Origin of the sequence: Pseudomonas sp. AP42 (genome assembly GCF_001728935.1) — a bacterium.
GTDB classification, from domain to species: Bacteria; Pseudomonadota; Gammaproteobacteria; order Pseudomonadales; family Pseudomonadaceae; genus Aquipseudomonas; species Aquipseudomonas lactis.
The window spans coordinates 1-25916 of sequence record NZ_LYSO01000089.1 but is presented as its reverse complement, the minus strand read 5'-3'; the positions used below and the strand labels follow the sequence as shown (position 1 = coordinate 25916).

The window sequence follows — 25916 nt, the reverse complement described above, 5'->3', positions numbered from 1 at the left end:
CTTTAATAAATCGCATGGCCAAGACAATCAATATTCAAGTACACCGATGATGGATGATATCGCCGTCATGCAAGATAAATTCGGGGCGAACCTCCAAACGCGTACGGCAGATACGACGTATGGATTCAATTCAAATGCCGATCGTGAAGTATTCAAATTGGAGTCGGCCGATGATTTACCGGTGTTTTGTGTGTGGGACGCCGGAGGTAGAGACACATTCGATTTTTCCGCATTCAAGCAAGATCAGGTTATCAATTTGAGATCGGGCAGCTTCTCGAATGTAGGGGGAGGCATAGGCAACGTCTCGATCGCCAACGGCGTCACCATCGAACGGGCTATTGGCGGTGCTGGCAACGACATTCTTATTGGGAATGACTCGGATAACGAACTGGAGGGCGGCAAGGGCGATGACATTCTTTATGTCAAGGCGAACTCTGGCTTTAACAGGCTGTCAGGCGGGCCTGGTAAAAATACCTTCGTTATCGGCGCGAACGACTCATCCGCCAGCTTTGAAAACACAGCTATAACGGATTTTGTCAGCGGCAAGGATAAATTGGATATTTCAGCCCTGCGCGCTGCTCACCCACGACTCACTGTCACCCAGGAATATTATCGCAGCCATCATCTGACCTTGTTGCGTTTCGATTTCGATGGCGACAAAAAAGACGACTTCATGATGAGTATAAGTGGGCGAATCGTGCGTTCCGATTTCCATCCTTGACCTGAATGTGTTGACGCATGTATTGGCGTGCTCCGAGCGAAATTAGGTGCGCTGCCCAAGTATTGGCTATACCTATAACTCATTCTTACGATGATGGTCGCCAGGGAGTTCACTAATGAAGCTAAGGCTAATGATCGGCACACTGTGCGTTGCCTCGCTCGGTTTGGCCGGTTGCGCGAGCAAGGTGGTGCAACCGAATGAATACTCAGGGTTCCTCTCCAACTACAGCCAGCTCAAGGAAGCCAAGTCACCGTCTGGGGCAGAGGTGATGCGCTGGGTTGATCCACAACTGGACTTGAGCCGCTACACGGCGGTGTACATCGAGCCTACCCAGTTCTACCCCAAGCCCCAGGCCACCTCCCGGATTCCCGAGAGCACGTTGCGCGGCATCAACGACTATTACAACCAGGCGCTCAAGCGCGAGCTGGCCCAGTCACTGCCCGTGGCCAATGCCCCAGGCCCAGGGGTGATCGTGGTAAGGGCGGCGATTACCGCCGTGAGCAGCAAGACCGAAAGCCTCAAGCCTTATGAGTTTATTCCCGTCGCCCTGGTGGCCGCGGCAGTGAGCACCGGCACCGGCATTCGCGACCAGGAAACCACCCTGGGCACCGAGGCGCAGTTCCTCGATGGCGCTACCAATAAAGTACTGGCCCAAGTGGTGCGCAAAGGCACCGGCAAGCCGCTGGCCAATGACTCCCAGGTGATGAAGGCCGACGATGTGAAAAGCGTCATCGACGGCTGGGCGTCGGACCTGCACCAGTCTTACGTGAAACTGAAAAAACACTGAGTCAAAAAAAAGCGCGGCGGGTTATCGCCCGCCGCGCTTTTTTATTCGCCGTGATTATTTAAGCGGCGTCAACGCTGGTAGCTTCCACTGGCCGCTGGCGACTTCAGGCTTGGGCAGGTAAATGCGCAATACCGCATAAAACGGGCCGGGCGGGGCCGGCAACCAGTTGCTCTGCTCAGCCTTGGGAGGCTCGTGGTGTTGCAGCGCCAGGGTCAAGCCACCATCGGCGTCAAGCTTGAGGGTTGGCAGCATCTGCGAATTGATCAGGTAGCGCTTCTTGTGGTTGGGCACCAGCGATTTAGTCTTGGCGTCGTACATCGTCAGCGACCAGAACGCATCGGCCGGCGGTAACTGGTCCTTGGCAAAATGCACGGTGTAGCTGTGGCGCGCACCATTGGCCGGCTTGCCCTCGCTGTCGATGACGTAGCTCAAGTGCGCAGCTTCATCACTGGAGTTGCCGAACATTCCCAACTCGGCACCGGCGTAGCGGTACAGGTAGTTGTTTTGCAGGTGGTCGCGGCTGCCGTACAGGTCAGCGCCGGTCACTTGGTGGGTATCGATCTTGGCCTTCTTGAACCCGGCGAATTCGGCGCGGCCATCGGCGATGCCGTCCTCCAGGGCCTTGCGCTGCTCGGCAGTCAACTGGTTCACCTTGAACGGCGCGCCCGGGGCGATACCGATCTTGGCAAAGCGCGCCAGCAGGTCTTTTTCACCGTCCTGGGGCGCGGCAAAGGCCAGCATGAAATTCAGGTAGCGAAACAGTTGCGGGCCTTCGGTCATGGTCGCCATCGGCTTGGGCCATTGGATCTTCGGCACATTAGCGGGCGCGGGTTGCTTCACATAACTGCTCAGCGCCTGGACCTTGTAGCCGCTCTGGATCTGCTTGAGCTTGCCCAAGTCTTTGTCATCAAACAGCTGCGTACGGTAAAGGGCGTAGGCGATGTTGCTTTCACTGTAGACCACACGGTCGATGTCCACCGGCTGCTGACCTTTCCAGTCAGGCCCGGCGATCATGTAGTGACCGCCGTTATTGCCGGTACTGCGGGTACCCAGGTAAGCGAAATTCTGCGTATAGAGGTCGATCAACTGCACTGAGTAGTAACGGTTGTCTTCAATCTTGGGCAGGGTCAGCACCAAAGGTTCTTTGCGCAGGTCCATCCACACGAACGAGTAGGGCGTGTCGACGTTCGGGGTGGTAACTGCGTTGTCCTTGGGGGTAAGCACCTGGGCGCTGTTGTCGATACGGTTGAAGGGCGCCTTGAAGTGGGCACCGCCTTTATCAACGGCCTGGGTGTAGAGCGTCTTGTACATCTGCACCACGGGGAAGCCGTACAGGTAGGCTTCCTTGGCGATGGCCCGGGCTTCGCTGGGGGTTGCAGTGAAGTCAGCCCAGGCGCCGGAGCTCATGAAAATCGAGAGGCTCGCCAACAGCAGGCGCGTCGGTTTTCCAATCATGTTGTTGCGTCCTTCCTGAATGCTATTTGAGAGCGTGGCGTGAAGGCGCTGAGTTTCCTGTTTTATTGGCCGGACGTCACGTTAATCTCTGCAAAGGACGCGGGGGAGGGGCGTTACAGCATGGATTTGACTTTGTCACGCAATTGATCGATCGAGAACGGCTTGCCAATCACCTGCATACCGGCGGGTACATCAATATTTTCGGCATAGCCGCTGGCAAACAGAATCGGCAGGGTGGCGCGCAGTTCGCGAGCTTTGGTTGCCAGTTGTTTACCGTCCATGTCGGGCAGGCCGACGTCGGTCATCATCAGGTCGATGATCTGGGCAGTATCTTTCACCACTTCCAACGCTTGCTCAGCGTCTGCGGCTTCAAGCACCCTGAACTCCAACTCTTCGAGGACATCGACGATCAGCATGCGCACGATGGCGTCGTCTTCGACTACAAGGATGGTGGAGGCGTGGGACATAGTGAACTTTCCTGAACAGTGAGGGCGCTGGGCTTAAAGGCAACAAGATTGTGAGTGATAACAATGCCAGCAAGTTCCGAAGCAATTGCTGGCATTGTGACCTTAGCGGCGCAAAAAGTCCCGTCAGCTTGCGTACTGACTCACAAAGGTACCGGCGCCACGCGCTTGACCGCATCCGCAGCCAATCAACGCACAAACATAGCTTTTCGCCAGGTTGTTCGGGCAAACTTGCGGCTTTTCCGCATTTGGCCAAGGCATGCCCATGACACCCGCGTCGTCCGTCGATGAAAAAAGCTTTCGTACCCTGCTGAGCCGCAACGTGGCCCTGCCTTTGGGCGTGGGCGTGCTCAGCGCGGTGTTTTTCGTCTGCCTGATTACCTATTTGCTTTCGGTGATCCAGTGGGTGGAGCACACCGACCGCGTCATTAACAACCTCAATGAGACGTCCAAACTGACGGTTGACCTGGAAACAGGTATGCGCGGGTTCCTGATCACGGGTGACGAGCATTTCCTTGACCCGTACGAAGTGGCCAAGCCGCGGATCATTGCCGACCTGCGCAACCTGCAGGACCTGGTAGCCGACAACCCGCAGCAGGTTGACCGGCTCAAGCGCTTGGAAACCTTGCAGACCGAATGGAACAACTACGCGCAATCGATGATTGAATTGCAGCGCAACAGCGGCGATTACCGGGGCGCTGTCAAGGCGGGCCGGGGCAAACGGCTTACCGATGAGATTCGCAAGGAATACGAAGACGCGGTGGCGATGGAACAGCAGTTCCGTATCACCCGTAATGCCGAGGTCACCCGCACGACGGTGATCAGTGTCACGCTGTATTTGCTGTTTGTACTGGGGCTGAGTGGGTTTCTGGCCTACATTGGCCGGAAGAATTTAATCTCGCTTTCAAAGAGTTACAGTGCAAACATCGCGTCACAACAGAAGATTGCACGGCGCCTGGAGCAAACCGCCTGGCTGCGCAATGGCCAGACCGAGCTGGCCGAGCAAGTGCTGGGCCAACTGACCCTGAATATGCTGGGGCGCAATATCCTGCAGTTCTTCGCTCAATACATGGGCTCTGCCGTCGCGGCGCTGTACGTGCGCGAAGAACACGGCGGCCTCAAGCGCGTGGCCACTTATGGCTTTTCACGCGAGCAGGAACAGCTGGAACAGTCGATCTACAGTGATGAGGGCATCGTCGGGCAGGCCGCCCAACTGGATCGCCTGATTCGCCTGGACGATGTGCCGGTGGATTACTTCAAGGTCAGCTCGGGACTGGGCGAGGGCGCCACCCGCAGCGTATTGGTGGTACCCACCAGCGATGACGACCGCGTCAACGGTGTGGTCGAGCTGGGTTTCCTGCGCCCGCTGGATGAGCGTGATATTGAACTGCTGGAACTGATCGCCGGCAATATCGGCACCTCCATCGAAGCCGCGCGCTATCGCCAGCGCTTGCAGGAAGTGCTGGCCGAGACCCAGCAGCTCAACGAAGAACTGCAAGTGCAGCAGGAAGAACTCAAGACCGCCAACGAAGAGTTGGAAGAGCAGTCGCGCATCCTCAAGGAGTCCCAGGCCCACTTGGAAACTCAACAGGCCGAGCTGGAGCAGACCAACGAGCAACTGGCCGAACAGACCCAGACCCTGGCCGAACAGCGCGACGCCATGGACCGCAAGAACATCGAACTGAACCAGGCCCAACTGGAGCTGGAAGACCGCGCCGATGAGCTGCAGCGTTCCAGCAAGTACAAGTCCGAATTCCTGGCCAACATGTCCCACGAGCTGCGCACACCGCTGAACAGCTCGCTGATCCTGGCCAAACTGCTGGCAGATAACCCCCAGGAAAACCTCAGTGCCGAGCAGGTCAAGTTTGCTGAGTCGATCTATTCGGCCGGCAATGATTTGCTCAACCTGATCAACGACATCCTGGATATTTCCAAGGTCGAAGCCGGCAAGCTGGAAGTACGCCCGGAAAACGCCAGCGTCGAGCGCCTGGTGGATGGCCTGCGCGGCATGTTCGAGCCGCTGGCAATGGACCGCAAACTGGGCTTCCAGGTGGACGTGCAGCAAGGCTCTCCAACCCTGCTGTTTACCGATCGCCAGCGTCTGGAGCAGATCCTCAAGAACCTGTTGTCCAACGCCATCAAGTTCACTGAACAGGGCGAGGTCAGCTTGTCGGTGTCCCGTGCGCCGGGGGAGGGCATTGCCTTCACGGTGCGCGATTCCGGCATTGGTATCGCCCCGGACCAACAGGAAAGCATTTTCGAAGCCTTCCGCCAGGCCGACGGCACCACCAATCGCCGTTACGGCGGTACGGGCCTGGGCTTGTCGATCTCCCGTGACCTGGCCACCTTGCTGGGCGGCTATATCAGCGTGACCAGCGAGCCGGGCAAAGGCAGTATTTTCACGCTGGTATTGCCCGAACAGTACGTCGAACGCGACGAGGACGCGGCGCCGATCGAGCCCCCGCGCCAAGTGGTGGTCGCGCCGGCACCGGCGCCCGTCAAGGTGTCGCCATTGCCGGTGGCCGACGCCAAGCTGATCCCACGCTTTGCCGACGACCGCGAAAAGGCGCCGTTCAGCACCCGCTGCATTTTGGTGGTGGAAGATGAGCCGAATTTTGCGCGCATTCTGTTCGACCTTGCCCACGAGCTGGGTTACCACTGCCTGGTCGCCCACGGTGCCGACGAGGGCTACAGCCTTGCCGAGCAGTACATCCCCGACGCCATCCTGCTGGATATGCGCCTGCCCGACCATTCCGGGCTGACCGTGCTGCAGCGCCTCAAGGAACACGCCAACACGCGCCACATCCCGGTGCACGTGATTTCCGTGGAAGACCGCGTCGAAGCCGCCATGCACATGGGCGCCATCGGTTATGCCGTCAAGCCCACCACCCGCGAAGAGCTCAAGGACGTGTTCGCACGCCTGGAAGCCAAGTTGACCCAGAAGGTCAAGCGCATCCTGCTGGTGGAAGACGATGACCTGCAGCGCGATAGCATTGCCCGCCTGATCGGCGACGATGACATCGAGATCACCGCCGTAGGCTTTGCCCAGGAGGCGCTCGACCTGCTGCGCAGCAATATCTACGACTGCATGATCATCGACCTCAAGCTACCGGACATGCTCGGCAACGAGTTGCTCAAGCGCATGGCCACCGAGGATATCTGCTCGTTCCCGCCGGTGATCGTCTACACCGGGCGCAATCTGACCCGGGACGAAGAGGCCGAACTGCGCAAGTATTCACGCTCGATCATCATCAAGGGCGCGCGCTCGCCCGAGCGCCTGCTCGATGAAGTCACGCTGTTTCTGCACAAAGTCGAATCCCAGTTGTCCCATGACCGCCAGAAGATGCTCAAGACCGCCCGCAGCCGCGACAAGGTCTTCGAAGGGCGCAAAATCCTGCTGGTGGACGACGATGTGCGCAATATCTTCGCCCTGACCAGCGCCCTGGAGCACAAAGGTGCCGTGGTGGTGATCGGGCGTAACGGCCAGGAAGCCATCGACAGACTCAATGAAGTGGACGATATCGACCTGGTGCTGATGGACGTGATGATGCCGGAGATGGACGGTTACGAGGCCACGGCCTTGATCCGCCAGGACCCACGCTGGAAAAAACTGCCAATCATTGCCGTGACGGCCAAGGCCATGAAGGACGATCAGGAACGTTGCCTGGCAGCAGGCTCAAACGATTACCTGGCCAAGCCGATTGACCTGGACCGCCTGTTCTCACTGATTCGCGTATGGCTACCGAAGATGGAACGCATTTAAGTGGAGCAGTGTTTCTTGGATAAAAGCAGCGATATTGAGCTGCGCCTGTTGATCGAGGCGATTTACCTCAAGTACAGCTATGACTTTCGCGACTACTCGGGCGCGTCGGTCAAACGCCGTGTGGCCCATGCCTTGCGCCAGTTCGACTGCGCGACCATCTCCGCACTGCAAGAGCGCGTGTTGCACGACCCGGCCGCGTTCATGCAGTTGCTGCAGTTCTTGACCATCCCGGTGAGCGAGATGTTTCGCGACCCGTCGCACTTCCTCGCGATTCGCCAGGAAGTGGTGCCGTTGCTCAAGACCTACCCGTCGATCAAGATCTGGATCGCTGGCTGCAGCACGGGCGAGGAGGTGTACTCCATGGCCATCCTGCTGCGTGAAGAAGGCTTGCTGGAGCGCACCATCATCTACGCCACGGACATCAACCCGGCGTCGCTGGAAAAAGCCAAGCAGGGCATCTTTTCCCTGGAGAACGTGCGCGCCTATACCGCCAATTATCAGCAGGCCGGCGGGCAACGTTCATTTGCCGACTACTACACAGCGGCTTACGATTACGCGATCTTCGACAAGACATTGCGCGAGAACGTGACCTTTGCCGACCACAGCCTGGCGACCGACAGCGTATTTTCAGAAACTCAATTAATTTCATGTCGTAACGTATTGATTTATTTCAATAAAAAATTGCAAGATCGAGCGTTTGGCTTGTTTCATGAGTCGCTGTGTCATCGCGGCTTTCTGGTGCTGGGCAGCAAGGAAACCCTGGATTTTTCCGCCTACAGCAAGCAATTCGAGCCCTTGGTCAAGCAGGAACGGATCTACCGAAAATCATGAGCGACGCGCCAGACACCCCGATTCGCGGGATCGAAGCCATCGTCGTCGGCGCTTCCGCCGGCGGCGTTGAGGCGTTGCTGAGTATTTTCGGCCAGCTGCCGAGTACCTTCGGCCTGCCGATCATTGCCGTGCTGCACCTGCCGGACGAGCGCCGCAGCCAGCTGGCGGAAGTCTTTGCGCGGCGCCTGAACATCCCGGTCAAGGAGGCCCGGGACAAAGAAGCCGTAGAGGCGGGTACCTTGTACTTTGCCGGGCCTGGTTATCACCTGTCGGTCGAGCAGGATCGCAGCCTGTCCCTGAGCCAGGAAGACCGGGTGCACCATTCCCGACCCGCCATCGACTACCTGTTTTCCTCGGCGGCCGATGTGTATGGGCCCCGCCTGCTCGCCATTTTGTTGACCGGCGCCAACCAGGACGGCGCAAGCGGCCTGGCTCACGTCAAGCAATCGGGTGGCATTACCATCGTGCAGGACCCACAAGAGGCACGCATTGCCGTCATGCCCCTGGCGGCCCTGGCCTTGCACACACCGGACTATATTCTTTCCTTGAGCCGAATCGGCTCATTGCTGGCTTCCCTGGAACCTTCCCCATGTTAAGTACTGTCCAGGCCAAACTGCTGATCGTTGATGATCTGCCGGAAAACCTGCTGGCCCTCGAGGCGCTGATCAAGCGTGAGGATCGCCAGGTCTTCAAGGCATTGAGTGCCGACGAGGCGTTGTCCCTGTTGCTGGAACATGAATTCGCCATGGCGATCCTCGACGTGCAGATGCCTGGCATGAACGGTTTCGAACTGGCCGAACTGATGCGCGGCACTGAAAAGACCAAGAACATCCCCATCGTGTTCGTCAGCGCCGCTGGTCGCGAACTCAACTACGCCTTCAAAGGCTACGAAAGCGGCGCCGTGGACTTCCTGCACAAGCCGCTGGATATTCATGCGGTCAAGAGCAAGGTCAACGTGTTCGTCGACCTGTATCGCCAAAGCAAGGCGATGAAGCTGCAAGTCGAGGAGCTGGAGCGCAGCCGTCGCGAGCAGGAGTTGCTGCTCACGCGCCTGCAAGCCACCCAGGCCGAGCTGGAACAAGCGGTGCGCATGCGAGACGACTTCATGTCGATTGTCGCCCATGAAGTGCGTACGCCTCTCAACGGGCTGATCCTGGAGACCCAACTGCGCAAGATGCACCTGGCCCGAGACAATGCGGCGGCGTTTACCCTGGACAAGATGCACGCCATGGTTGACCGCGATGAGCGCCAGATCCAGAGCCTGATCCGCCTGATCGAAGACATGCTCGACGTGTCGCGTATCCGCACCGGCAAACTGTCGATTCGCCCGGCACCCATCGACCTGGCGCAACTGGTGCGCAACCTGGTCGATAACTTCGCGCCGCAAGTGGCCGCCGCCGAGTCGTCCATGCAATTGCAGGCCGAGAGCCCGGTGGAAGGCTGTTGGGATGAGTTCCGCATCGAGCAGGTGATCACCAATCTGTTGACCAACGCCTTGCGCTACGGGGCCAAGAGCCCGGTGCAGGTGCGGGTGTATACCGAGCATGGCGAAGCGCGGGTAGAGGTGCGCGACCATGGCATTGGTATCAGCGAGGAGAACCAGAAGCGTATTTTCCAGCAGTTCGAGCGGGTTTCGGCCAACCATTCCGCCGCCGGTCTGGGCCTGGGCCTGTTTATTTCCGAGCAGATCGTGGCGGCCCATGGCGGCACGATTGAGGTCGAGAGCCAGATAGGTGAGGGCGCCCTGTTCCGGGTGTGCCTGCCCCTGGAAGTGGCCGAGTGAAATCAATCGTCGCCCCAACGCAACCTCTGCGTGACCCCATGGTCGTAACTGCAGCAATTGACCGGACAAAGGCTTCCCATGAGTGAAGATGCACAAGATGTCGTACTGATCGTCGAGGACGACGAATCCATTATGTTTGTGCTGGGCGAGTACCTGGCAGGCTTGGGCTACCGGGTCTTGAAGGCGATCGACGGGGAGCAGGCCTTCGAAATCCTTGCGACCAAGCCGCACCTGGACTTGATGGTCACCGATTATCGCCTGCCGGGTGGGATTTCCGGCGTGCAGATTGCCGAGCCTGCAATCAAGCTGCGTCCGGAACTGAAAGTGATCTTTATCAGCGGTTACCCGCAGGAGATTCTCGACTGCAACAGCCCGATCACGCGCAATGCGCCCATCCTGGCCAAGCCGTTTGATTTGGATACGTTGCAGGAGCATATCCAGCGATTGCTTGCCTAAGTTCTCAACGTCAGCTACCGCGGGGGAAATCCTCGCGGATAAGTCCAACATCAGTCGATGGAGTAAGGGCTTCAGGTTGAGCAACTCTGCTCATCCGAGGAAAGACTGACTCAAGCAAGAAGATAGTGGCAACATTCGTATCCATCTTGGTTTTTAGACGAAGAAAGTTGTAACAATTTGGATAATGTCACGAAAGTATATTTCAGCCAGTTATGAATGCCTTTTGCCAAGGCGGTGTCGAAATATCGTTGCTTTATATGTTCTAGCTGGAACCTTCTGACAGATTCAGCCCATTAATCTCGTCGGTGTTGAGCCACATTCATCACCGACGAGATTAATTGACTTTCAGAAGGTTGACCCATGACCCTATCCAATATTTCCTCAAGCAACCGCCTGTCTGATCCGGTGACGAACTCGCGGCCGCTTTCTATCGAGGCGCCCATACAACAAGCCCAAGCCACCGGAGCAACTGGCGATAAGCGGCTGTTGGAGCTTTATGCGAGTGCTATACGCCAAGCAACGCAGACAAATACGGGCGATGAAACAATTGACGATATTCCTAATGACTCGCGGTTTGGCGCGTGGTGGCAGCAACTGTACAACGTTACACATAGTCCGGCGTTCTTGGAATGGGCGAAATCGAAGAATATCGATACCTCACAAGCCATCACCGTCAACCCTCACAGTGACGTACTGACCGTTACGATCAATGGCGAACGTACTGAATTGCGCGGTTCGGAACAAGGCCCCGGCTGGCGGGAGGCTACGGGGCCGATCATGGTGGCCGTGAAAGCGTTGGGGGCTTCCATCGTTGACGCGCCAACTCGCCCACAGCAGGCGCCGTTGATTCTGATTGCTCGTTTTTACGGTGAGGTACTGCTGCCTTACAGAAAAGAAGAAGTGCTCTCCCGGGCCACGCAGCTTGAACATAACCAGGAATTCGATGTGTTGGGCGCTGATACTTATGTTGATCTTGTCGCTCAATCGCCCGAGATACTGGAACAGCAAAAGCGCGAGCTAGGCGATAGCGTCAACAAATTCGCGTTGCTTGAGAAAATGAAGAAATTTAGCCAGGCCCATCCTGAATTCCTTGCCAGGTATCTGGCCGATACACGGGTCTCGACCCACCCAGACTCAACCTACCAACAAGAAACGCAACAAACCGACGCCAGTCTGCAAGACCTGCTTCATGCAAATGGCTGGCACGTGCCAAACAATGTGGACGAACTGAAAAATCTGATCCATGTTCTGGGCTCCCCTGCATTGCCTCAAACAACCGACGGAAACTTTGCCGGTGCATTGGCATGGCCCATGCCAATGTCCATCGAGGACCAGTCTGAACTTGTGCGCATAGTCATTGACAACCAGCCGCCATTGCCTGGTTTGAGCAGCGACGCTCGGCTTGGCAGTGCTGATGTGTTGGGGGCATTGGTAAAACAGGTCCCCCGGCCCGTACTCAATCAAGGGGATCCAGTCGCCACCGTACAATGGATCCTCAATAGCGGTCTGGGCCAAGAATTAGGCATAGAGCTGAAAAAGCGAATGGGGCAGGTGGCGCAACACTCCACACCACGGGAAGTATTGTTGACGGTGTTGGCTGTGACACTGGACTCACAAAGTCTGGTTGAGGCAAAACCCGATCACATTGCCGGGTTTAATCTCACCGCGCCTGAGTTCAATAACCAGCCCTTGTCCGTCATCAAGCAAGGGCTGATCGATCATCTGTTGCAGACAAACAAAACCACACCAGAGGCCGCTCCAATCGCGGCAATGCTTCTACTGAGTCGTGCCGCTCCAGAGCTATGTGTCAAAGATATTCCCGCCGACGTGACCTACCTCTCAGCTAACTGGCTCAATCTTAAGGCTGCGGTAGGCCGGATTGAAGCAACCAGCCCGGGTGCCGCTATACGAATGAGCTTTAGCGAAATTGTTAATTTCGATGCTATTGACCCTATTACAGACCATGAACAAGAGATTCAAACGCTGACGGCCTGGCCTGGGATTCGCGAATGGGGCAAAGCGCACGGCAAGCTCTCGATAACAAAGGAGCCTACCGCTGAACAGCTGGAAGAAACCCAGAAGGCATTCCGTCAGGAGCAACAGCAGATATTGAGCGCCGCTGACGTATTGACGTCCTCACCCCCGACGCAGCGCTCTATAGCACTGGCCGAGCTCAAGGCGCACTTCGGTGAGGGCATACCGTTTGAAGAAAAAAGTATCCGCAGTCATGTTACTCAAACAGATGGCTATAGACTAACCCCATCCCTCACATTAGATCCGGAAGGTAGTTATTCACTGCTGGACCTTTTTTTGGCAAAAAAAGCAGGGTTGACGGTGGGGTGGTACTCTACCAACCCCAAGATTACTGAAACGGTCATCAACCAACTTTTAACGATGCCAGATCCAATAACAAAACACAGCCAAGCGTTCGATCAGTACGCGGAGGATTTGTCGCAGGCCTGGAGTACCGTGACCAAAAAGCTTATTTCCAACTTACCCTTGGAAGATCGGAAAAACATCGAATGGGGCGATTTGGAAATCTATGAAAAAGGTCAGACAACGCGTACGGAAACACTCGCAGGTCGTGGGGGCACTCTACACCATTCCGACGGTTTTTCGCGGCATCAGGAAGACAGGTCACTGATTATTAAAACCGTTCGTAACGGTGTCGAAACTTACTATGAGTTTGATCCTCAGCGCAAAGAGCTACGAAAACGAGACGATTGGAAGAACTCCTTCCATGAGGGGCCTCAAGGTCCGGAGACGGAAATCCAGTACGGCGGACTTGGAAAAAAATTTACCGTTGATACCATTCAAAAACATCCGGCCTCTGATGATGCCGCCCATGTGCGGGGCGTCCCAGATAACGAAGATTTCCTACCGGATTCATTTTCCAGTGACCGAAGTAATTTTTTGGGTATGTTGCTCTCCAAAAACATTATAGGATCCTACGCCATGGAGGATGTGAAGGCCTCCACTCGCGAAGTAACAACGTTTGATCAAGAAAAAGAAAAACAGGAGTTTTTTCGTAACCTGGTACTGGGTTTAATACCCGGAGGGTCTGCGTTGTGGAATTTGGCACACGGGAATTACAAAGATGCAGCTGCGGATATCATTTTTGATATCGTGCTATACGCTACCACCGCAGGGCTAGGAAAGGTGGGTAGTGGAGCGGCTCGCGCGGGGTCAAGCCGCTTCGGAAAGTACCTCACCGCTGGAAAATCGACAGCCGGCGTGGGTAACTTGTTTCGGTCGACGACGAACGGGAGGGAGGGACTGCTATCCAAAAGCCGTCAGTGGTTTGGCAGGTTGACAGGGGCCTCCGACAGTGTCGATTTACTTAAGCTCTCCAATAGACACGATATTGCAATAGGCACCTATAAACCGGTCAACGGTGCGCCGATATCGAACGTCGCGGCGAAGTTCGATGAGGCGACTGGTAGATGGTTACCTTATGATGTAACCAAGAACAAAGTCTATGGCAACCCCCTGGAAAACTTCACACCTGAAACCGCCAGGTATTTTGAGGACAGCGTGGGCACTGCAGACGATGTCGCAGATGGCGTCGGCGAAGTGGTACGCCGCAGAAAAAAAACCAATCACCTGGAAAAAAGCCTGGCCAATGATAACGCATTACACTTGGGGCGCGAAATCAAGGATTTTAAGGTGCTCGGCGATGGTATTTTTTGCTATGTGGATAAATATAAAGGCGTGGAGAGACTTAATATCTGTGCCCATGGGGTCAATCCGAATTTTAAACAACTGCTCACCGATGAGCCAATGAGTATGTTTTTCAATGGTAAGAAGAACACGCCCGCTGATCTGCTGGAGCACCTTCGCGCTTCGGGCATTAGTCCTGAAAAGTTCAACAATGTACGCTTGTTGATGTGTCACTCAGCCAATGGGTCTGCCAATTCTTTTGGGAGCCATTTTGGGAAATTAATAAAGCGTGATGTCAAGGCGTTTCAAGGGCCTGTTCGTGCGTACGTCGTGCCTGAAGACGTTGGTACTTTAAAAGCCAATATAAATCTGACCAGTCCCGGGGCTTCAGCCGCTGATATTAACCAGAGGATCTACAATCAGCTTCAGCTGAATTTGTCCCTTGGTACAAGTAAAACCGGCCCTAAAGGAATTAGCGGCTCTCGGTCTGGAAAGGAAATACCCTTTTATTATCGCCCAGTAAAGTTTAAGGCAAGCTAAAAGATGATCAGCCCCTTCGTCACAGCGAGAGGGCTGTCAGTTCTGATAAAGGCCCCTTACTCCCGAATCATCTCCCGTACTGTGGCCGTTAATAAATCAAACGTAAACGGCTTGGTGATCAACTGCATGCCAGGGTCCAGGAACCCTCCACGTACGGCCGCATGCTCGGCATACCCGGTAATGAACAACACCTTGAGTTCAGGGCGAATTTGCCGGCCGATTTCCGCTAATTGCCGGCCATTCATACCGGGTAACCCGACATCGCTGATCATCAGGTCAATGCGCTGCTCGGACTCAATGATCGGCACCGCCGTGTTCGCGTCTGCGGCTTCGACGAACCCATAACCCAGCTCTTTGAGCACGGCGCTGACCAGCACCCGAACCGCGGGGTCATCCTCGACGATCAACACCGTTTCCCCTGCATTGGCAAACGGCAGCAATGTCGGGTTGAGCGGCTCCTGGGCTTGGGGCTCGCCGATAAAACGCGGTAAGAACAAGCTGACCGTGGTGCCTTTGTTGACTTCGCTGTGGATGGTCACATGCCCACGAGACTGACGAGCGAAGCCGTAGATCATTGACAACCCCAGCCCCGTGCCCTGGCCGATGGGTTTAGTGGTGAAAAAAGGATCGAACACGCGGCCCATCAAGTGCTGCGGTATGCCGCAACCGTTGTCGCTGACACTCAGCTCTACGTAATCGCCCGGTGTCAGGGTGCCGTAGGCGGCAGTGAAGACGCTGTCGAGGTGGCGGTTGGTGGTTTCCACCGTGAGCGTGCCACCGGTGGGCATGGCGTCGCGCGCGTTGATCACCAGGTTGAGCAGGGCGCTTTCGAGCTGGTTCGGGTCGGCTTCGGCCGTCCACAAGGCGTCGCTCAAGCGCATGTCCAGGCTGATGCTTTCGTTGATGCTGCGTTGCAACAATTCGCCCATGGCCGCGACCAACTGGTTGATCTGCACGGGTTTGGAGTCCAGCGATTGTCGACGGGAGAACGCCAACAGTCTGTGGGTGAGGCTGGCCGCGCGGTTGGCGGAGGTCACGCCCAGGTCGATCAGGCCGTCCAGGTCATCCAGTTTGCCTCGCGCCACACGTCGGCGCAGCAGTTCCAGGCTCCCGATAATGCCGGTAAGCATGTTGTTGAAGTCATGGGCGATACCGCCGGTCAACTGGCCAACGGCTTCCATTTTCTGCGACTGACGCAGGGCTTCTTCGTTGTGGCGCAGTTGGGCGGTGCGTTCTTCCACTTGCTGCTCGAGGGTTTCCAGGGTGCGCTGCAGCCGCAGCTCGCTCTCGCTCAAGTCAATCAAGCGGTCCCGCGCCTCGTACTGGCGCCGCCGACCGCGCAGGGCGGCGCTGACCAGGCTGATCAGGGTGATGGGATGGAATGGCCGCTCCAGAAACGTGACGTTACCCAGCAAGCCGCTCAGTCGGGTCGAACCGTTCTGCTCTTTGCCGCCATGCTGGGTCATCAGCACGATCGGCAGGTCGGACCAAGCCGGCTGCTGATGCAACAACTCAAGTAACGGCTCCAGGTCGACGCCACGCAGCGCCTCAGCCGCAATGATGAGCAGGCCGGCGCCTTGGGTCAGCTCTTCGCACAGGGCGGCCAGGCTATTGGCGACGATCCCGCTGTAGCCGGCTTCGTTTAGCATCATCAGCGCCAATGAGCCGTCGCGGCCCATGGGCGCCAGCACGATGGCGCGCTCGGAGACAGGAGAAAGGGCCGGCACTAGCCCTCATCCTTGAGCAGGGGGGAGCCGGCGCCCATATAGGTCGGAATGCCGCGCAGCACACCCTGGAAGTTATCCAGGGGCACACCCACCGTCATGCCGCGGCTGCCGATGCGGTATTCGCGGATAGTCGACTCATGTGAGCCGGTTCTCTTCTTGATGATCGAAATGGCCCGGCGAACTTTGCCCAGAGCCTCGAAATAACGCAGCAGGATCACGGTGTCAGCCAGGTAGGTGATGTCGACTGGCGTCTGCATGTCGCCGACCAGGCCGTGCTGGGCCACCGTCATGAAGGTGGCAGCCCCGCGGCGGTTGAGGTACAGCAACAGTTCATGCATATGCAGGATCAGCGCGTTCTCTTCGGGCATGGCGGCCTGGTAGCCGTTGATACTGTCGATGACCACCGTCTTGATGCCGCGCTCGTCCACGCAACGGCGTACCCGGTGCGAAAATTCGCCGGGGGAGAGTTCGGCGGCGTCGACCTGCTCGATCAGCAGGTTGCCGGTGTCTCGCAACGCGGCGAGGTCGATGCCCATGTTCTTCATACGCTCGAACAGCAGGCCCAGTTCTTCATCGAAGATAAACAGCGCAGCCTTTTCGCCACGGGCCACGGCAGCAGCGGCGAAGATCATCGAGATCAGCGACTTGCCGGTACCGGCCGGGCCGAGAATCAGGCTGCTGGAGCCGGTCTCGATTCCCCCGCCGAGCAGAGAATCCAATTCCTCGATACCGCTGCTCAAGGTTTGACGGTTGTAACCGCCGCGATGCTCAGCCGCCACCAGGCGCGGGAATACGTGAATGCCGTCGCCCATGATGGTGAAGTCGTGAAAGCCGCCACGGTATTTCTGGCCCCGGTATTTCACCACCCGGATGCGACGACGCTCGGCACCGTAGTTGGGCGTCAGTTCCTCCAGGCGAATTACCCCGTGGGCCACGCTGTGCACGGTCTTATCCAGGGACTCGGTGGTCAGGTCGTCCAGCAGTAATACGGTGGCGTCATAGCGCACGAAGTAGTGCTTGATCGCCAGGATCTGCCGGCGATAGCGCAAGGAGCTTTGCGCCAACAGGCGGATCTCCGACAGGCTGTCGACCACCACGCGGGTCGGCTTGACCCGTTCCACCACTTCAAAGATCTGGCGGGTGGCTTCGCCCAGTTCCAGGTCGGAGGAGTACAGCAGGCTTTGCTGGTGTTCGGCGTTGAGCAGGCTTTCGGGCGGGGTCAGTTCGAAGATATGAATATGGTCATCGAGGTCCCAGCCATGGGATTTGGCGCCCTGGCGCAATTCGTGCTCGGTTTCGGACAGGGTGATATACAAGCAACGTTCGCCGTTTTGCGCGCCGGCCTGCAGAAAGTGCAGGGCCACGGTGGTTTTACCGGTGCCGGGTTCGCCCTCAAGCAAAAACACGTGGCTGCGCGATAGCCCGCCGGCAAGAATGTCATCAAGACCTTCGATGCCGGTGGCCGCCTTTTCACTCAACAGCTGATTGGATGTACTCAAGAAGTGCCCTCAGGTCACGTACAAGTAGAGGGGCGCGCCGACTCGGACGCGCCATATTCACTTGACCGTAGTGGCACGTAGCGGTTCAACGTTTTGTAAGAATTACAGGCCCTGCTGTAACGCCGGATCATCCGGGTTCTGTTGCTCCAGTTGGGCGAGCAGCACCTGGACGTTCTGCAACTGCCCGGTCTCTTTCCAGTAGTTGACCAGCAACACGCGGGCTTTGCGGTTGGCGGGATCACGCTGGACGATTTCTTCCAACTGGCGCTGGGCCGCCTCTACTTCGTCCTGGTCGTGCAGTGTCGTGGCCAGGTCGTAGCGATAATCCGGGTTGTCCGGCTCAAGCTCCACCGCCTTGGAGAGGCCGAGCAGGGCGTAGGGGCGCTCGCCATGGTGCAGCAGCCACATGCCTAATGCATGTTGCAGGTAGGCCGATTCCGGATGAGCCGCCAGTTGCCGGGCCAACAGTTGGCGCGAGTCGTCGGTCTTGCCTTGTTTGTCCAGTAGTTCGATTTGCGATACCACCGCTTGCAGGTTGTCCGGCTGCAAACGCATTGCCTGCTCCAGGGCGTTTTGCGCCTCCGGCAGCAGGGCACTGTGGATGTACAGGCGCGCCAATTGAATCCAGCCTTCGGCGGTTTCGGGTTGGGCCTTGAGGGTTTTCACGAATTCGTCGAGCACCTGCTGCAGCGGGCCAAAGTACAGGCCCAGGGTGTCGGGAGACAGGCCGAGCAAGGCGTTGGCGGCGGCAAAGCGCACCGACTGTTCGGGATCATCCAGCACCGGGCCGAGCAGCAGGGTGCGTTGGCCGGTGGGCACCAGGCCGACGATGCTGTGAATCGCGGCTTCGCGCACCAGCGCCGATTCATTGGCCAGGTCTTTATCGGCCAACTTCAGCGCCTGGGGGCTGGGGTAATTGGGTAATTCAGCATGCAAGGCGGCGCGGCGTTCGGGCGACAGGTCTGGCCGGCCCAGTTGTTGGTACAACACACGTGCGGCGCCGGGCTCGCCGTTATGCGCTTGCTTCAAGGCCTTGGAGTAGCCATGGGCGATGGCCGGGGGTACGGCCACTGTCGGGGTGCGGGAGAAAAACCAGATGATCAGTACGATCAGCAACAGGGCGCACAGGCCGATGATGGAGTAACGGCGTGACTTTGACATGCAGGCGTCCGAAAGCTTGGGCAGCAAAGTTCCAAGCTTCGGTCAGTGCGAGGCGAGTGTCAAACCCGCGTCAGGTCAGCACGTAGTCCGCTGGTTCCAACGCAGGCGGCAGGTTGACTTCACCCAGGGCTGCGAGAATCTCACGCTCCAATGTCCGCAGGATGGCGTCACACGGCAAGTCGTTTTCGTCGAAGCCGAAAGGGTCCTCCAATTCGTCGCCAATCGCATCCAGGCCAAAGAAGGTGTAGCTGACAATCGCAGTGAACACCGGCGTCAACCAGCCCAGTGGCTCAGCCATGGCGAACGGCAGCAGGATGCAGAACAGGTAGATGGTGCGGTGCAACAGCAGGGTGTAGGGGAAGGGCAGTGGCGTGGTCTTGATCCGCTCACACGCCGCCTGCACCTGGCTCAGGCTGACCAACCGGCTTTCCAGCTGGGTGTAGCGCCATTCGCTGATCACACCCTGTTGGGCCAGGACCGAAAAGCGCGCACCGACCGTTTGCAGCACGCTGTCCGACAGGTTGGGGTGGCCCGCTGGCACGCTGATCCAAGGGTGTATCGCCCGGGCTTGATCTTCATGACGCAAATGCGCGACCAAACCATGGGCAAAACCGCATAGGCCGCGCAGCAGGCCAGCACGCTCGGCGGTGTCCCCCAGCACCTGGGTCTCGCGAATCAGCGAACGCACGTCAATGACCATTTGCCCCAGTTGCTTACGCCCCTCCCACCAACGGTCGTAGCAGGCGTTGTTGCGAAAACTCATGAAGATCGACAGCGACAGGCCCAGCAAGGTGAAGGGCGTAGCGTTGACCTTGGAAAAATAGGCGGGGTGCAGGGTTTCCACCAGCACGATGACCGAGGCCAACAGCGTGACCAGCAGGCTGCGCCAGGCAATGCGCTTGGCAATGGAGCCTTTGAGGGAGAACAGGATACCCAGGACGTTGGGTTTGGGGCGAACGATCATGGCAGGCTTCTGTGGCGGTGCAGATCATCAGGGTAGAAGCTGGCACCCGGAGCGTCCAATCACTTGGATCGACCGCCTGATCAGTCGACTCAATGACTCTTTGTAGGAGCGAGCTTGCTCGCGAAAAACGTCAACGATAACGCGCGCATCCTGATTAAACGCGGCGCCTGTGAGTTTTTCGCGAGCAAGCTCGCTCCTACAGATAGCCATGGCCAAACCAGTCAGCCAAGTTGAAAGCTTTGACCATTGCCGCTGCGCCGCTCTGGAGCGACTATTTCAGCGGTTTTATCGAGTTGAAAATGTCCTGAAAATAAAAACACAGAAGGATAGAAAGCGATGCGTGAGTATTTGGCTGCCACCAACGAGTTTGATTACCAGCACACCGTCGACGCCGCACTGGCCGGCAATCTGCAAGCGCTCAATGCCTGTGTGGAGTGTTGTGATCGTCACGCGCTGCCGGGGCGTATCGCGTTGTTCTGGGAAGGCAAGGACGGGCGTAGCGCTACCTCGACCTTCACCGAACTGCAGGAGCAGGCCGCGCGTTTTGCCAACTTCCTGCTGGCCCGAGGCGTCAAGCGCGGTGACAAGGTGGCGGGCCTGCTGCCGCGTACCGCCGAATTGCTGGTGGTGGTGTTAGCAACCTGGCGCATCGGCGCGGTCTATCAGCCACTGTTTACCGCGTTCGGTCCCAAGGCGATTGAACACCGCTTGAACAGTTCCGGCGCAGCGCTGGTGGTCACCGATGCAGTGAACCGCCCCAAGTTGGCTGAGGTCGCCGACTGCCCGACCATCGTCACGGTGGCCGGGGCCAAGGGTGAAGGCATCGTACGTGGCGATTACAGCTTCTGGGCCGAACTGCCCCATTACTCTTCTCACTGCGAGCCGGTGCTACTGGGCGCAGAGGAGCCGTTCCTGCTGATGTTCACCTCGGGCACCACCGGCCCGTCCAAGGCGCTGTCGGTGCCGCTCAAGGCCATCGTCGCGTTCCAGGGCTACATGCGCGACGCTGTGGACTTGCGCCCCGAAGACGCGTTCTGGAACGTCGCTGACCCTGGCTGGGCCTATGGCATCTATTTCGGCGTGACCGGGCCGTTGTCCATGGGGCACCCGATCACCTTCTACGATGGCCCGTTCACCCTGGAAAGCACCTGCCGGGTGATCAATAAATACGCAATCACCAACCTGACCGGTTCGCCCACGGCGTATCGCCTGCTGATTGCCGGTGGCGAACAGTTCGCGCGTTCGATCAAGGGCAAGCTGCGCATCGTCAGCAGCGCCGGCGAGCCGTTGAACCCGGAGGTGATTCGCTGGTTCGCCGACAACCTGGGCGTGACCATCCACGACCATTACGGCCAGACCGAACTGGGTATGGTGCTGTGCAACCACCACGGCCTGGCGCATCCGGTGCACGTGGGTTCGGCGGGTTTTGCCTCGCCAGGGCATCGCATCGTGGTGCTGGATGACGACCATCAAGAGCTGCCGGCCGGCCAGCCCGGCATCCTGGCCATCGACCGCGAGCAATCGCCCATGTGCTGGTTCGCCGGATATGACGGCGTGAAAACCAAGGCGTTCGTTGGCAAGTACTACCTCAGCGGCGACACCGTGGAGCTGAACCCGGACGGCAGCATCAGCTTTGTCGGGCGCAGTGACGACGTGATCACTACATCCGGCTATCGCGTGGGGCCCTTCGATGTGGAAAGTGCGTTGGTGGAGCACCCGGCGGTGGTCGAGGCGGCGGTGGTCGGTAAGCCTTGCCCGGAGCGCACCGAGCTGGTCAAAGCCTTTGTGGTGATCAGCGAGCAATACCGCGCCACCCCCGAGCTGGCCGAAGAGCTGCGCCTGCATGTGCGCCAGCGCCTGGCCGCCCATGCGTACCCACGGGAAATCGAATTTGTCAGCGACTTGCCCAAGACCCCGAGCGGCAAGCTGCAACGCTTTATTTTGCGCAATCAGGAAATAGCCAAGGCCCAGGCGGCCGTGGCGTGATCTCTTTAAAAGGAAACAACGATGCAGATTGAAAACAAGGTATTCCTGGTCAGCGGCGGCGCGTCGGGCCTCGGCGCGGCCACCGCTGAAATGCTGATCGCCGCGGGTGCCAAGGTGATGCTGGTGGACTTGAACGCCGACGCCGTGGCCGCCAAGGCCCAGCAACTGGGCGACAATGCCCGCAGTGCCGTGGCGGACATCAGCCAGGAAGCCGCTGCAGAAGCGGCGGTGAAGGCAGCGGTCGAAGCCTTTGGTGGCTTGCATGGCCTGGTCAACTGCGCGGGTGTGGTGCGCGGCGAGAAGATCCTCGGCAAGAATGGCCCGCATGGCCTGGCAAACTTCGCCCAGGTGATCAACGTCAACCTGATCGGCAGCTTCAACCTGCTGCGTCTGGCCGCTGCGGCGATCGCTGAAACCGAGGCGAATGCCGACGGCGAGCGTGGCGTGATCATCAATACCGCCTCGGTGGCGGCGTTCGATGGGCAGATAGGCCAGGCTGCGTATGCCGCCTCCAAGGGCGCGATTGCCAGCCTCACCTTGCCTGCCGCACGGGAACTGGCGCGCTTTGGCATCCGCGTGATGACCATCGCACCGGGCATTTTCGAAACCCCAATGATGGCCGGCATGACCCCAGAGGTGCGTGAGTCCCTGGCTGCCGGCGTGCCGTTCCCGCCACGCCTGGGCAAACCCGCCGAATATGCCGCGCTGGTACGCCACATCATTGAAAACAGCATGCTCAATGGCGAAGTGATCCGTCTCGACGGTGCCTTGCGCATGGCCGCCAAATAAGGAGCAATGACTATGAACGACCCTATTGTGATTGTCAGCGCTGTGCGCACGCCCATGGGCGGGTTTCAGGGCGACCTCAAAAGCCTGACCGCGCCGCAACTGGGCGCTGCCGCCATTCGTGCGGCGGTCGAGCGCGCCGGTATCGCCACCGATGCCGTCGACGAAGTGCTGTTTGGCTGCGTGCTGCCCGCCGGGCTTGGGCAAGCGCCTGCTCGCCAGGCCGCCCTGGGTGCCGGGTTGGACAAGGGCACGCGCTGCACCACCCTCAACAAGATGTGCGGCTCCGGCATGGAAGCGACGATTCTGGCCCACGATTCGCTGCGCGCTGGCAGCGTTGATGTGGTGATCGCGGGGGGCATGGAAAGCATGTCCAACGCCCCGTACCTGTTGGACCGCGCGCGCAGCGGCTACCGCATGGGCCACGGCAAGGTGCTTGATCATATGTTCCTCGACGGCCTCGAAGACGCCTACGACAAGGGGCGCCTGATGGGCACCTTTGCCGAGGACTGCGCCGAGCACAATGGTTTTACCCGTGAGGCCCAGGACGCGTTTGCCATCGCCTCCCTGACCCGCGCGCAGGAGGCCATCACCCACGGCAGCTTTGCCAGCGAAATCGTCCCGGTGCAGGTCACCGTGGGCAAGGAGCAAAAAACCATCCTCCATGATGAACAACCGCCGAAAGCCAAGCTGGACAAGATCGCCAGCCTTAAACCGGCGTTCCGTGACGGCGGTACAGTGACAGCAGCCAACTCCAGCTCGATCTCCGATGGCGCGGCGGCGTTGTTGCTAATGCGTGAGTCCGAGGCGCTCAAGCGTGGCCTCAAGCCCTTGGCGGTGATCCATGGGCACGCCGCGTTTGCCGATGATCCTGGGCTGTTTCCGGTGGCGCCGGTGGGGGCGATCCGTAAGCTGATGAGCAAGACCGGCTGGAGCCTCGACGAGGTGGACCTGTTCGAAATCAACGAAGCCTTCGCCGTGGTCAGCCTGGTGACCATGAGCAAGCTGGAGATTCCCCACGACAAGGTCAACGTGCATGGCGGCGCCTGTGCACTGGGCCACCCCATTGGTGCCTCTGGCGCACGTATCCTGGTGACATTGCTCGCGGCCCTGCGCCAGAAGGGGCTCAAGCGTGGCGTCGCAGCCATTTGCATTGGCGGCGGTGAAGCCACGGCCATGGCCGTTGAATGCCTGTATTGAGGATGACCTATGTTGCCCAATGACGAACAATTGCAGATCAGCGACGCCGCCCGGCAATTTGCCCAGGAACGTTTGAAACCCTTCGCCGCCGAGTGGGACCGCGAGCATCGCTTTCCCAAGGAGGCCATCGCGGAAATGGCCGAACTGGGCTTTTTCGGCATGCTGGTGCCAGAGCAGTGGGGCGGTTGCGACACCGGCTACCTGGCCTACGCCATGGCCCTGGAAGAAATCGCCGCGGGCGACGGTGCGTGCTCCACGATCATGAGCGTGCACAACTCGGTGGGTTGCGTGCCGATCCTCAAATTTGGCAATGACCAGCAGAAAGAGCAGTTCCTCACGCCCTTGGCCAGCGGCGCTATGCTGGGTGCTTTTGCGCTGACCGAACCCCAGGCCGGTTCCGATGCCAGCAGCCTGAAAACCCGTGCACGCCTTGAAGGCGACCACTATGTACTCAACGGCTGCAAACAGTTCATCACCTCCGGGCAAAACGCCGGGATTGTGATTGTGTTTGCAGTCACCGACCCGGCTGCGGGCAAGCGCGGAATCAGCGCGTTTATCGTGCCCACCGACTCGCCGGGCTACACCGTGGCGCGGGTGGAAGACAAGCTGGGGCAACATGCCTCGGACACTTGCCAGATCCTCTTTGAAGACGTGAAAGTGCCGGTGGCCAACCGCCTGGGCGAGGAGGGCGAAGGCTACAAAATCGCCCTGGCCAACCTGGAAGGCGGCCGCGTGGGCATTGCCTCCCAGTCAGTGGGCATGGCCCGCGCCGCCTTCGAAGCGGCCCGGGACTATGCCCGTGAACGTGAAAGCTTTGGCAAGCCGCTGATCGAACACCAAGCCGTCGCCTTTCGCCTGGCCGACATGGCCACCCAGATCGCCGTCGCCCGGCAGATGGTGCATTACGCCGCTGCCCTGCGTGACAGCGGCAAACCAGCGCTGGTGGAGGCGTCCATGGCCAAGCTGTTTGCCTCGGAAATGGCCGAGAAAGTCTGCTCGGCCGCCTTGCAAACCTTGGGCGGTTACGGTTACCTGAACGACTTCCCCCTGGAGCGGATCTACCGTGATGTGCGGGTCTGCCAGATTTACGAAGGCACCAGCGATATTCAACGCATGGTCATCTCACGCAATCTTTAAGGAGCCGAGACATGAGTTACGAAACCATCCTGCTTGACGTTCAGGGCCGTGTCGGGCTGATCACGCTTAACCGCCCCAGCGCACTGAACGCCTTGAATGCACAACTGGTCAGCGAGCTGAACCAGGCGCTGGACAGCCTGGAAGCCAACCCGGAAATTGGCTGCATCGTGCTGACTGGCTCGAAAAAAGCCTTCGCGGCCGGTGCCGACATCAAGGAAATGGCCGAGCTGACCTACCCGCAGATCTATATGGACGACCTGTTCAGCGACAGCGACCGCGTGGCCAACCGCCGCAAACCGATCATTGCCGCCGTGAATGGTTTTGCCTTGGGCGGCGGCTGTGAACTGGCCTTGATGTGCGACTTTATCCTTGCCGGCGACACCGCCAAGTTTGGCCAGCCGGAAATCAACCTGGGCGTGCTGCCGGGCATGGGCGGCACCCAGCGCCTGACCCGTGCGGTGGGCAAGGCCAAGGCCATGGAGATGTGCCTGACCGGGCGTTTTATCGACGCGGTGGAGGCCGAGCGCTGCGGGGTTGTGGCGCGCATCGTGCCCGCCGATGAGTTGCTGGACGAGGCGCTGAAAGTAGCTACCCTGATCGCCGGTAAATCTGTGCCGATCAGCATGATGGTCAAGGAAAGCGTGAACCGTGCGTTTGAAGTCAGCCTGTCTGAAGGCGTGCGTTTTGAGCGTCGGGTGTTTCATGCGGCGTTTGCGACCCAGGACCAGAAGGAAGGCATGGCCGCGTTTGTGGCCAAGCGGGCGCCGGAATTTAAGGATAAGTAACCTGGTGGGGGGGTGGCCTCCCAGCCGGCGCCTATCTACCTGACACCCCAACGATCCAACTGTGGGAGCTGGCTTGCCTGCGATGGCGGACTGACAGCCGACACCTATCTACCTGATACCCCCGCAATCCAACTGTGGGAGCGGGCTTGCTCGCGAAGGCGGCCTGACAGTCAACACAGTTGGATTGTGTACATATCCATTGCTGCGGTAA

At 58.5% G+C, this 25916-nt stretch carries 19 protein-coding genes; 13 read left to right on the top strand and 6 right to left on the bottom strand.

From position 1 onward, the window contains the following. On the top strand, positions 1-721 hold a 721-nt coding region (locus A7K61_RS23370), incomplete at its 5' end, for a M10 family metallopeptidase C-terminal domain-containing protein (protein ID WP_171905488.1). Positions 722-836: 115 nt separating this feature from the next. Next, on the top strand, positions 837-1508 hold the full coding sequence (locus A7K61_RS23365) for a DUF3313 domain-containing protein (protein WP_032897258.1): 672 nt from the start codon (positions 837-839) through the stop codon (positions 1506-1508). A 54-nt stretch (positions 1509-1562) separates the two neighbouring features. Here the strand turns inward: A7K61_RS23365 and A7K61_RS23360 are convergent, their stop codons facing one another. Both A7K61_RS23360 and A7K61_RS23355 read right to left on the bottom strand, forming a co-directional pair. Next, positions 1563-2963 (bottom strand): DUF1254 domain-containing protein, encoded by a 1401-nt coding sequence (locus tag A7K61_RS23360; RefSeq protein WP_069558458.1) that lies wholly within the window; start codon positions 2961-2963, stop codon positions 1563-1565. Positions 2964-3076: 113 nt separating this feature from the next. Next, entirely contained in the window at positions 3077-3430 is a 354-nt protein-coding gene (locus tag A7K61_RS23355) for a response regulator (RefSeq protein WP_032897262.1), read from the bottom strand. 262 nt (positions 3431-3692) lie between these two features. Here A7K61_RS23355 and A7K61_RS23350 point away from each other — a divergent pair, with 262 nt between their 5' ends. From A7K61_RS23350 to A7K61_RS23325, 6 genes are all read left to right on the top strand, one after another. Beyond that, entirely contained in the window at positions 3693-7190 is a 3498-nt protein-coding gene (locus A7K61_RS23350; RefSeq protein WP_069558457.1) for a response regulator, read from the top strand. Continuing rightward, positions 7191-8021 (top strand): protein-glutamate O-methyltransferase CheR, encoded by an 831-nt coding sequence (locus A7K61_RS23345; RefSeq protein WP_171905487.1) that lies wholly within the window; start codon positions 7191-7193, stop codon positions 8019-8021. Next, positions 8018-8617: a chemotaxis protein CheB gene (locus tag A7K61_RS23340; RefSeq protein ID WP_047710889.1), complete on the top strand. Its 600-nt coding sequence runs from the start codon at positions 8018-8020 to the stop codon at positions 8615-8617. Before A7K61_RS23345 ends, A7K61_RS23340 begins: the two co-directional genes overlap by 4 nt. Next, on the top strand, positions 8611-9804 hold the full coding sequence (locus A7K61_RS23335) for a hybrid sensor histidine kinase/response regulator (protein ID WP_047710888.1): 1194 nt from the start codon (positions 8611-8613) through the stop codon (positions 9802-9804). Before A7K61_RS23340 ends, A7K61_RS23335 begins: the two co-directional genes overlap by 7 nt. A gap of 78 nt (positions 9805-9882) precedes the next feature. Then, positions 9883-10260: a response regulator gene (locus A7K61_RS23330; RefSeq protein WP_003217591.1), complete on the top strand. Its 378-nt coding sequence runs from the start codon at positions 9883-9885 to the stop codon at positions 10258-10260. 360 nt (positions 10261-10620) lie between these two features. Beyond that, positions 10621-14460: a hypothetical protein gene (locus A7K61_RS23325; RefSeq protein WP_069558456.1), complete on the top strand. Its 3840-nt coding sequence runs from the start codon at positions 10621-10623 to the stop codon at positions 14458-14460. 56 nt (positions 14461-14516) lie between these two features. On the opposite strand, the gene A7K61_RS23320 is transcribed toward A7K61_RS23325, so the two are convergent. The 4 genes from A7K61_RS23320 to A7K61_RS23305 form a co-directional block, all read right to left on the bottom strand. Then, positions 14517-16187, bottom strand: coding sequence for an ATP-binding protein (locus A7K61_RS23320; RefSeq protein WP_047710886.1), 1671 nt, complete (start codon positions 16185-16187; stop codon positions 14517-14519). After that, complete coding sequence (locus A7K61_RS23315) at positions 16187-17686, bottom strand: ATPase domain-containing protein (protein WP_032897276.1); 1500 nt, start codon at positions 17684-17686, stop codon at positions 16187-16189. The genes A7K61_RS23320 and A7K61_RS23315 overlap by 1 nt, the downstream gene beginning before the upstream one ends. A 102-nt stretch (positions 17687-17788) precedes the next feature. Continuing rightward, entirely contained in the window at positions 17789-18847 is a 1059-nt protein-coding gene (locus A7K61_RS23310; RefSeq protein ID WP_069558455.1) for a tetratricopeptide repeat protein, read from the bottom strand. A 70-nt stretch (positions 18848-18917) separates the two neighbouring features. Continuing rightward, positions 18918-19811 carry a bestrophin family protein gene (locus A7K61_RS23305; RefSeq protein ID WP_044273865.1) on the bottom strand — a complete coding sequence of 298 codons (894 nt, stop codon included), beginning with the start codon at positions 19809-19811 and terminating at the stop codon, positions 18918-18920. Positions 19812-20147: 336 nt separating this feature from the next. Between A7K61_RS23305 and A7K61_RS23300 the strand changes: the two genes are divergently transcribed. The 5 genes from A7K61_RS23300 to A7K61_RS23280 are packed head-to-tail and all read left to right on the top strand — an operon-like array spanning position 20148 to position 25705. Further along, entirely contained in the window at positions 20148-21797 is a 1650-nt protein-coding gene (locus A7K61_RS23300) for an AMP-binding protein (protein WP_044273864.1), read from the top strand. 21 nt (positions 21798-21818) lie between these two features. Continuing rightward, complete coding sequence (locus A7K61_RS23295; protein WP_044273863.1) at positions 21819-22586, top strand: SDR family NAD(P)-dependent oxidoreductase; 768 nt, start codon at positions 21819-21821, stop codon at positions 22584-22586. A gap of 12 nt (positions 22587-22598) precedes the next feature. After that, positions 22599-23783: an acetyl-CoA C-acyltransferase gene (locus A7K61_RS23290; RefSeq protein WP_069558454.1), complete on the top strand. Its 1185-nt coding sequence runs from the start codon at positions 22599-22601 to the stop codon at positions 23781-23783. Positions 23784-23792: 9 nt separating this feature from the next. Further along, positions 23793-24920, top strand: a complete 1128-nt coding sequence (locus tag A7K61_RS23285) for an acyl-CoA dehydrogenase (protein WP_034135008.1) — start codon at positions 23793-23795, stop codon at positions 24918-24920. A gap of 11 nt (positions 24921-24931) precedes the next feature. Continuing rightward, complete coding sequence (locus tag A7K61_RS23280) at positions 24932-25705, top strand: enoyl-CoA hydratase (protein ID WP_069558453.1); 774 nt, start codon at positions 24932-24934, stop codon at positions 25703-25705. Positions 25706-25916: the final 211 nt, after the last annotated feature.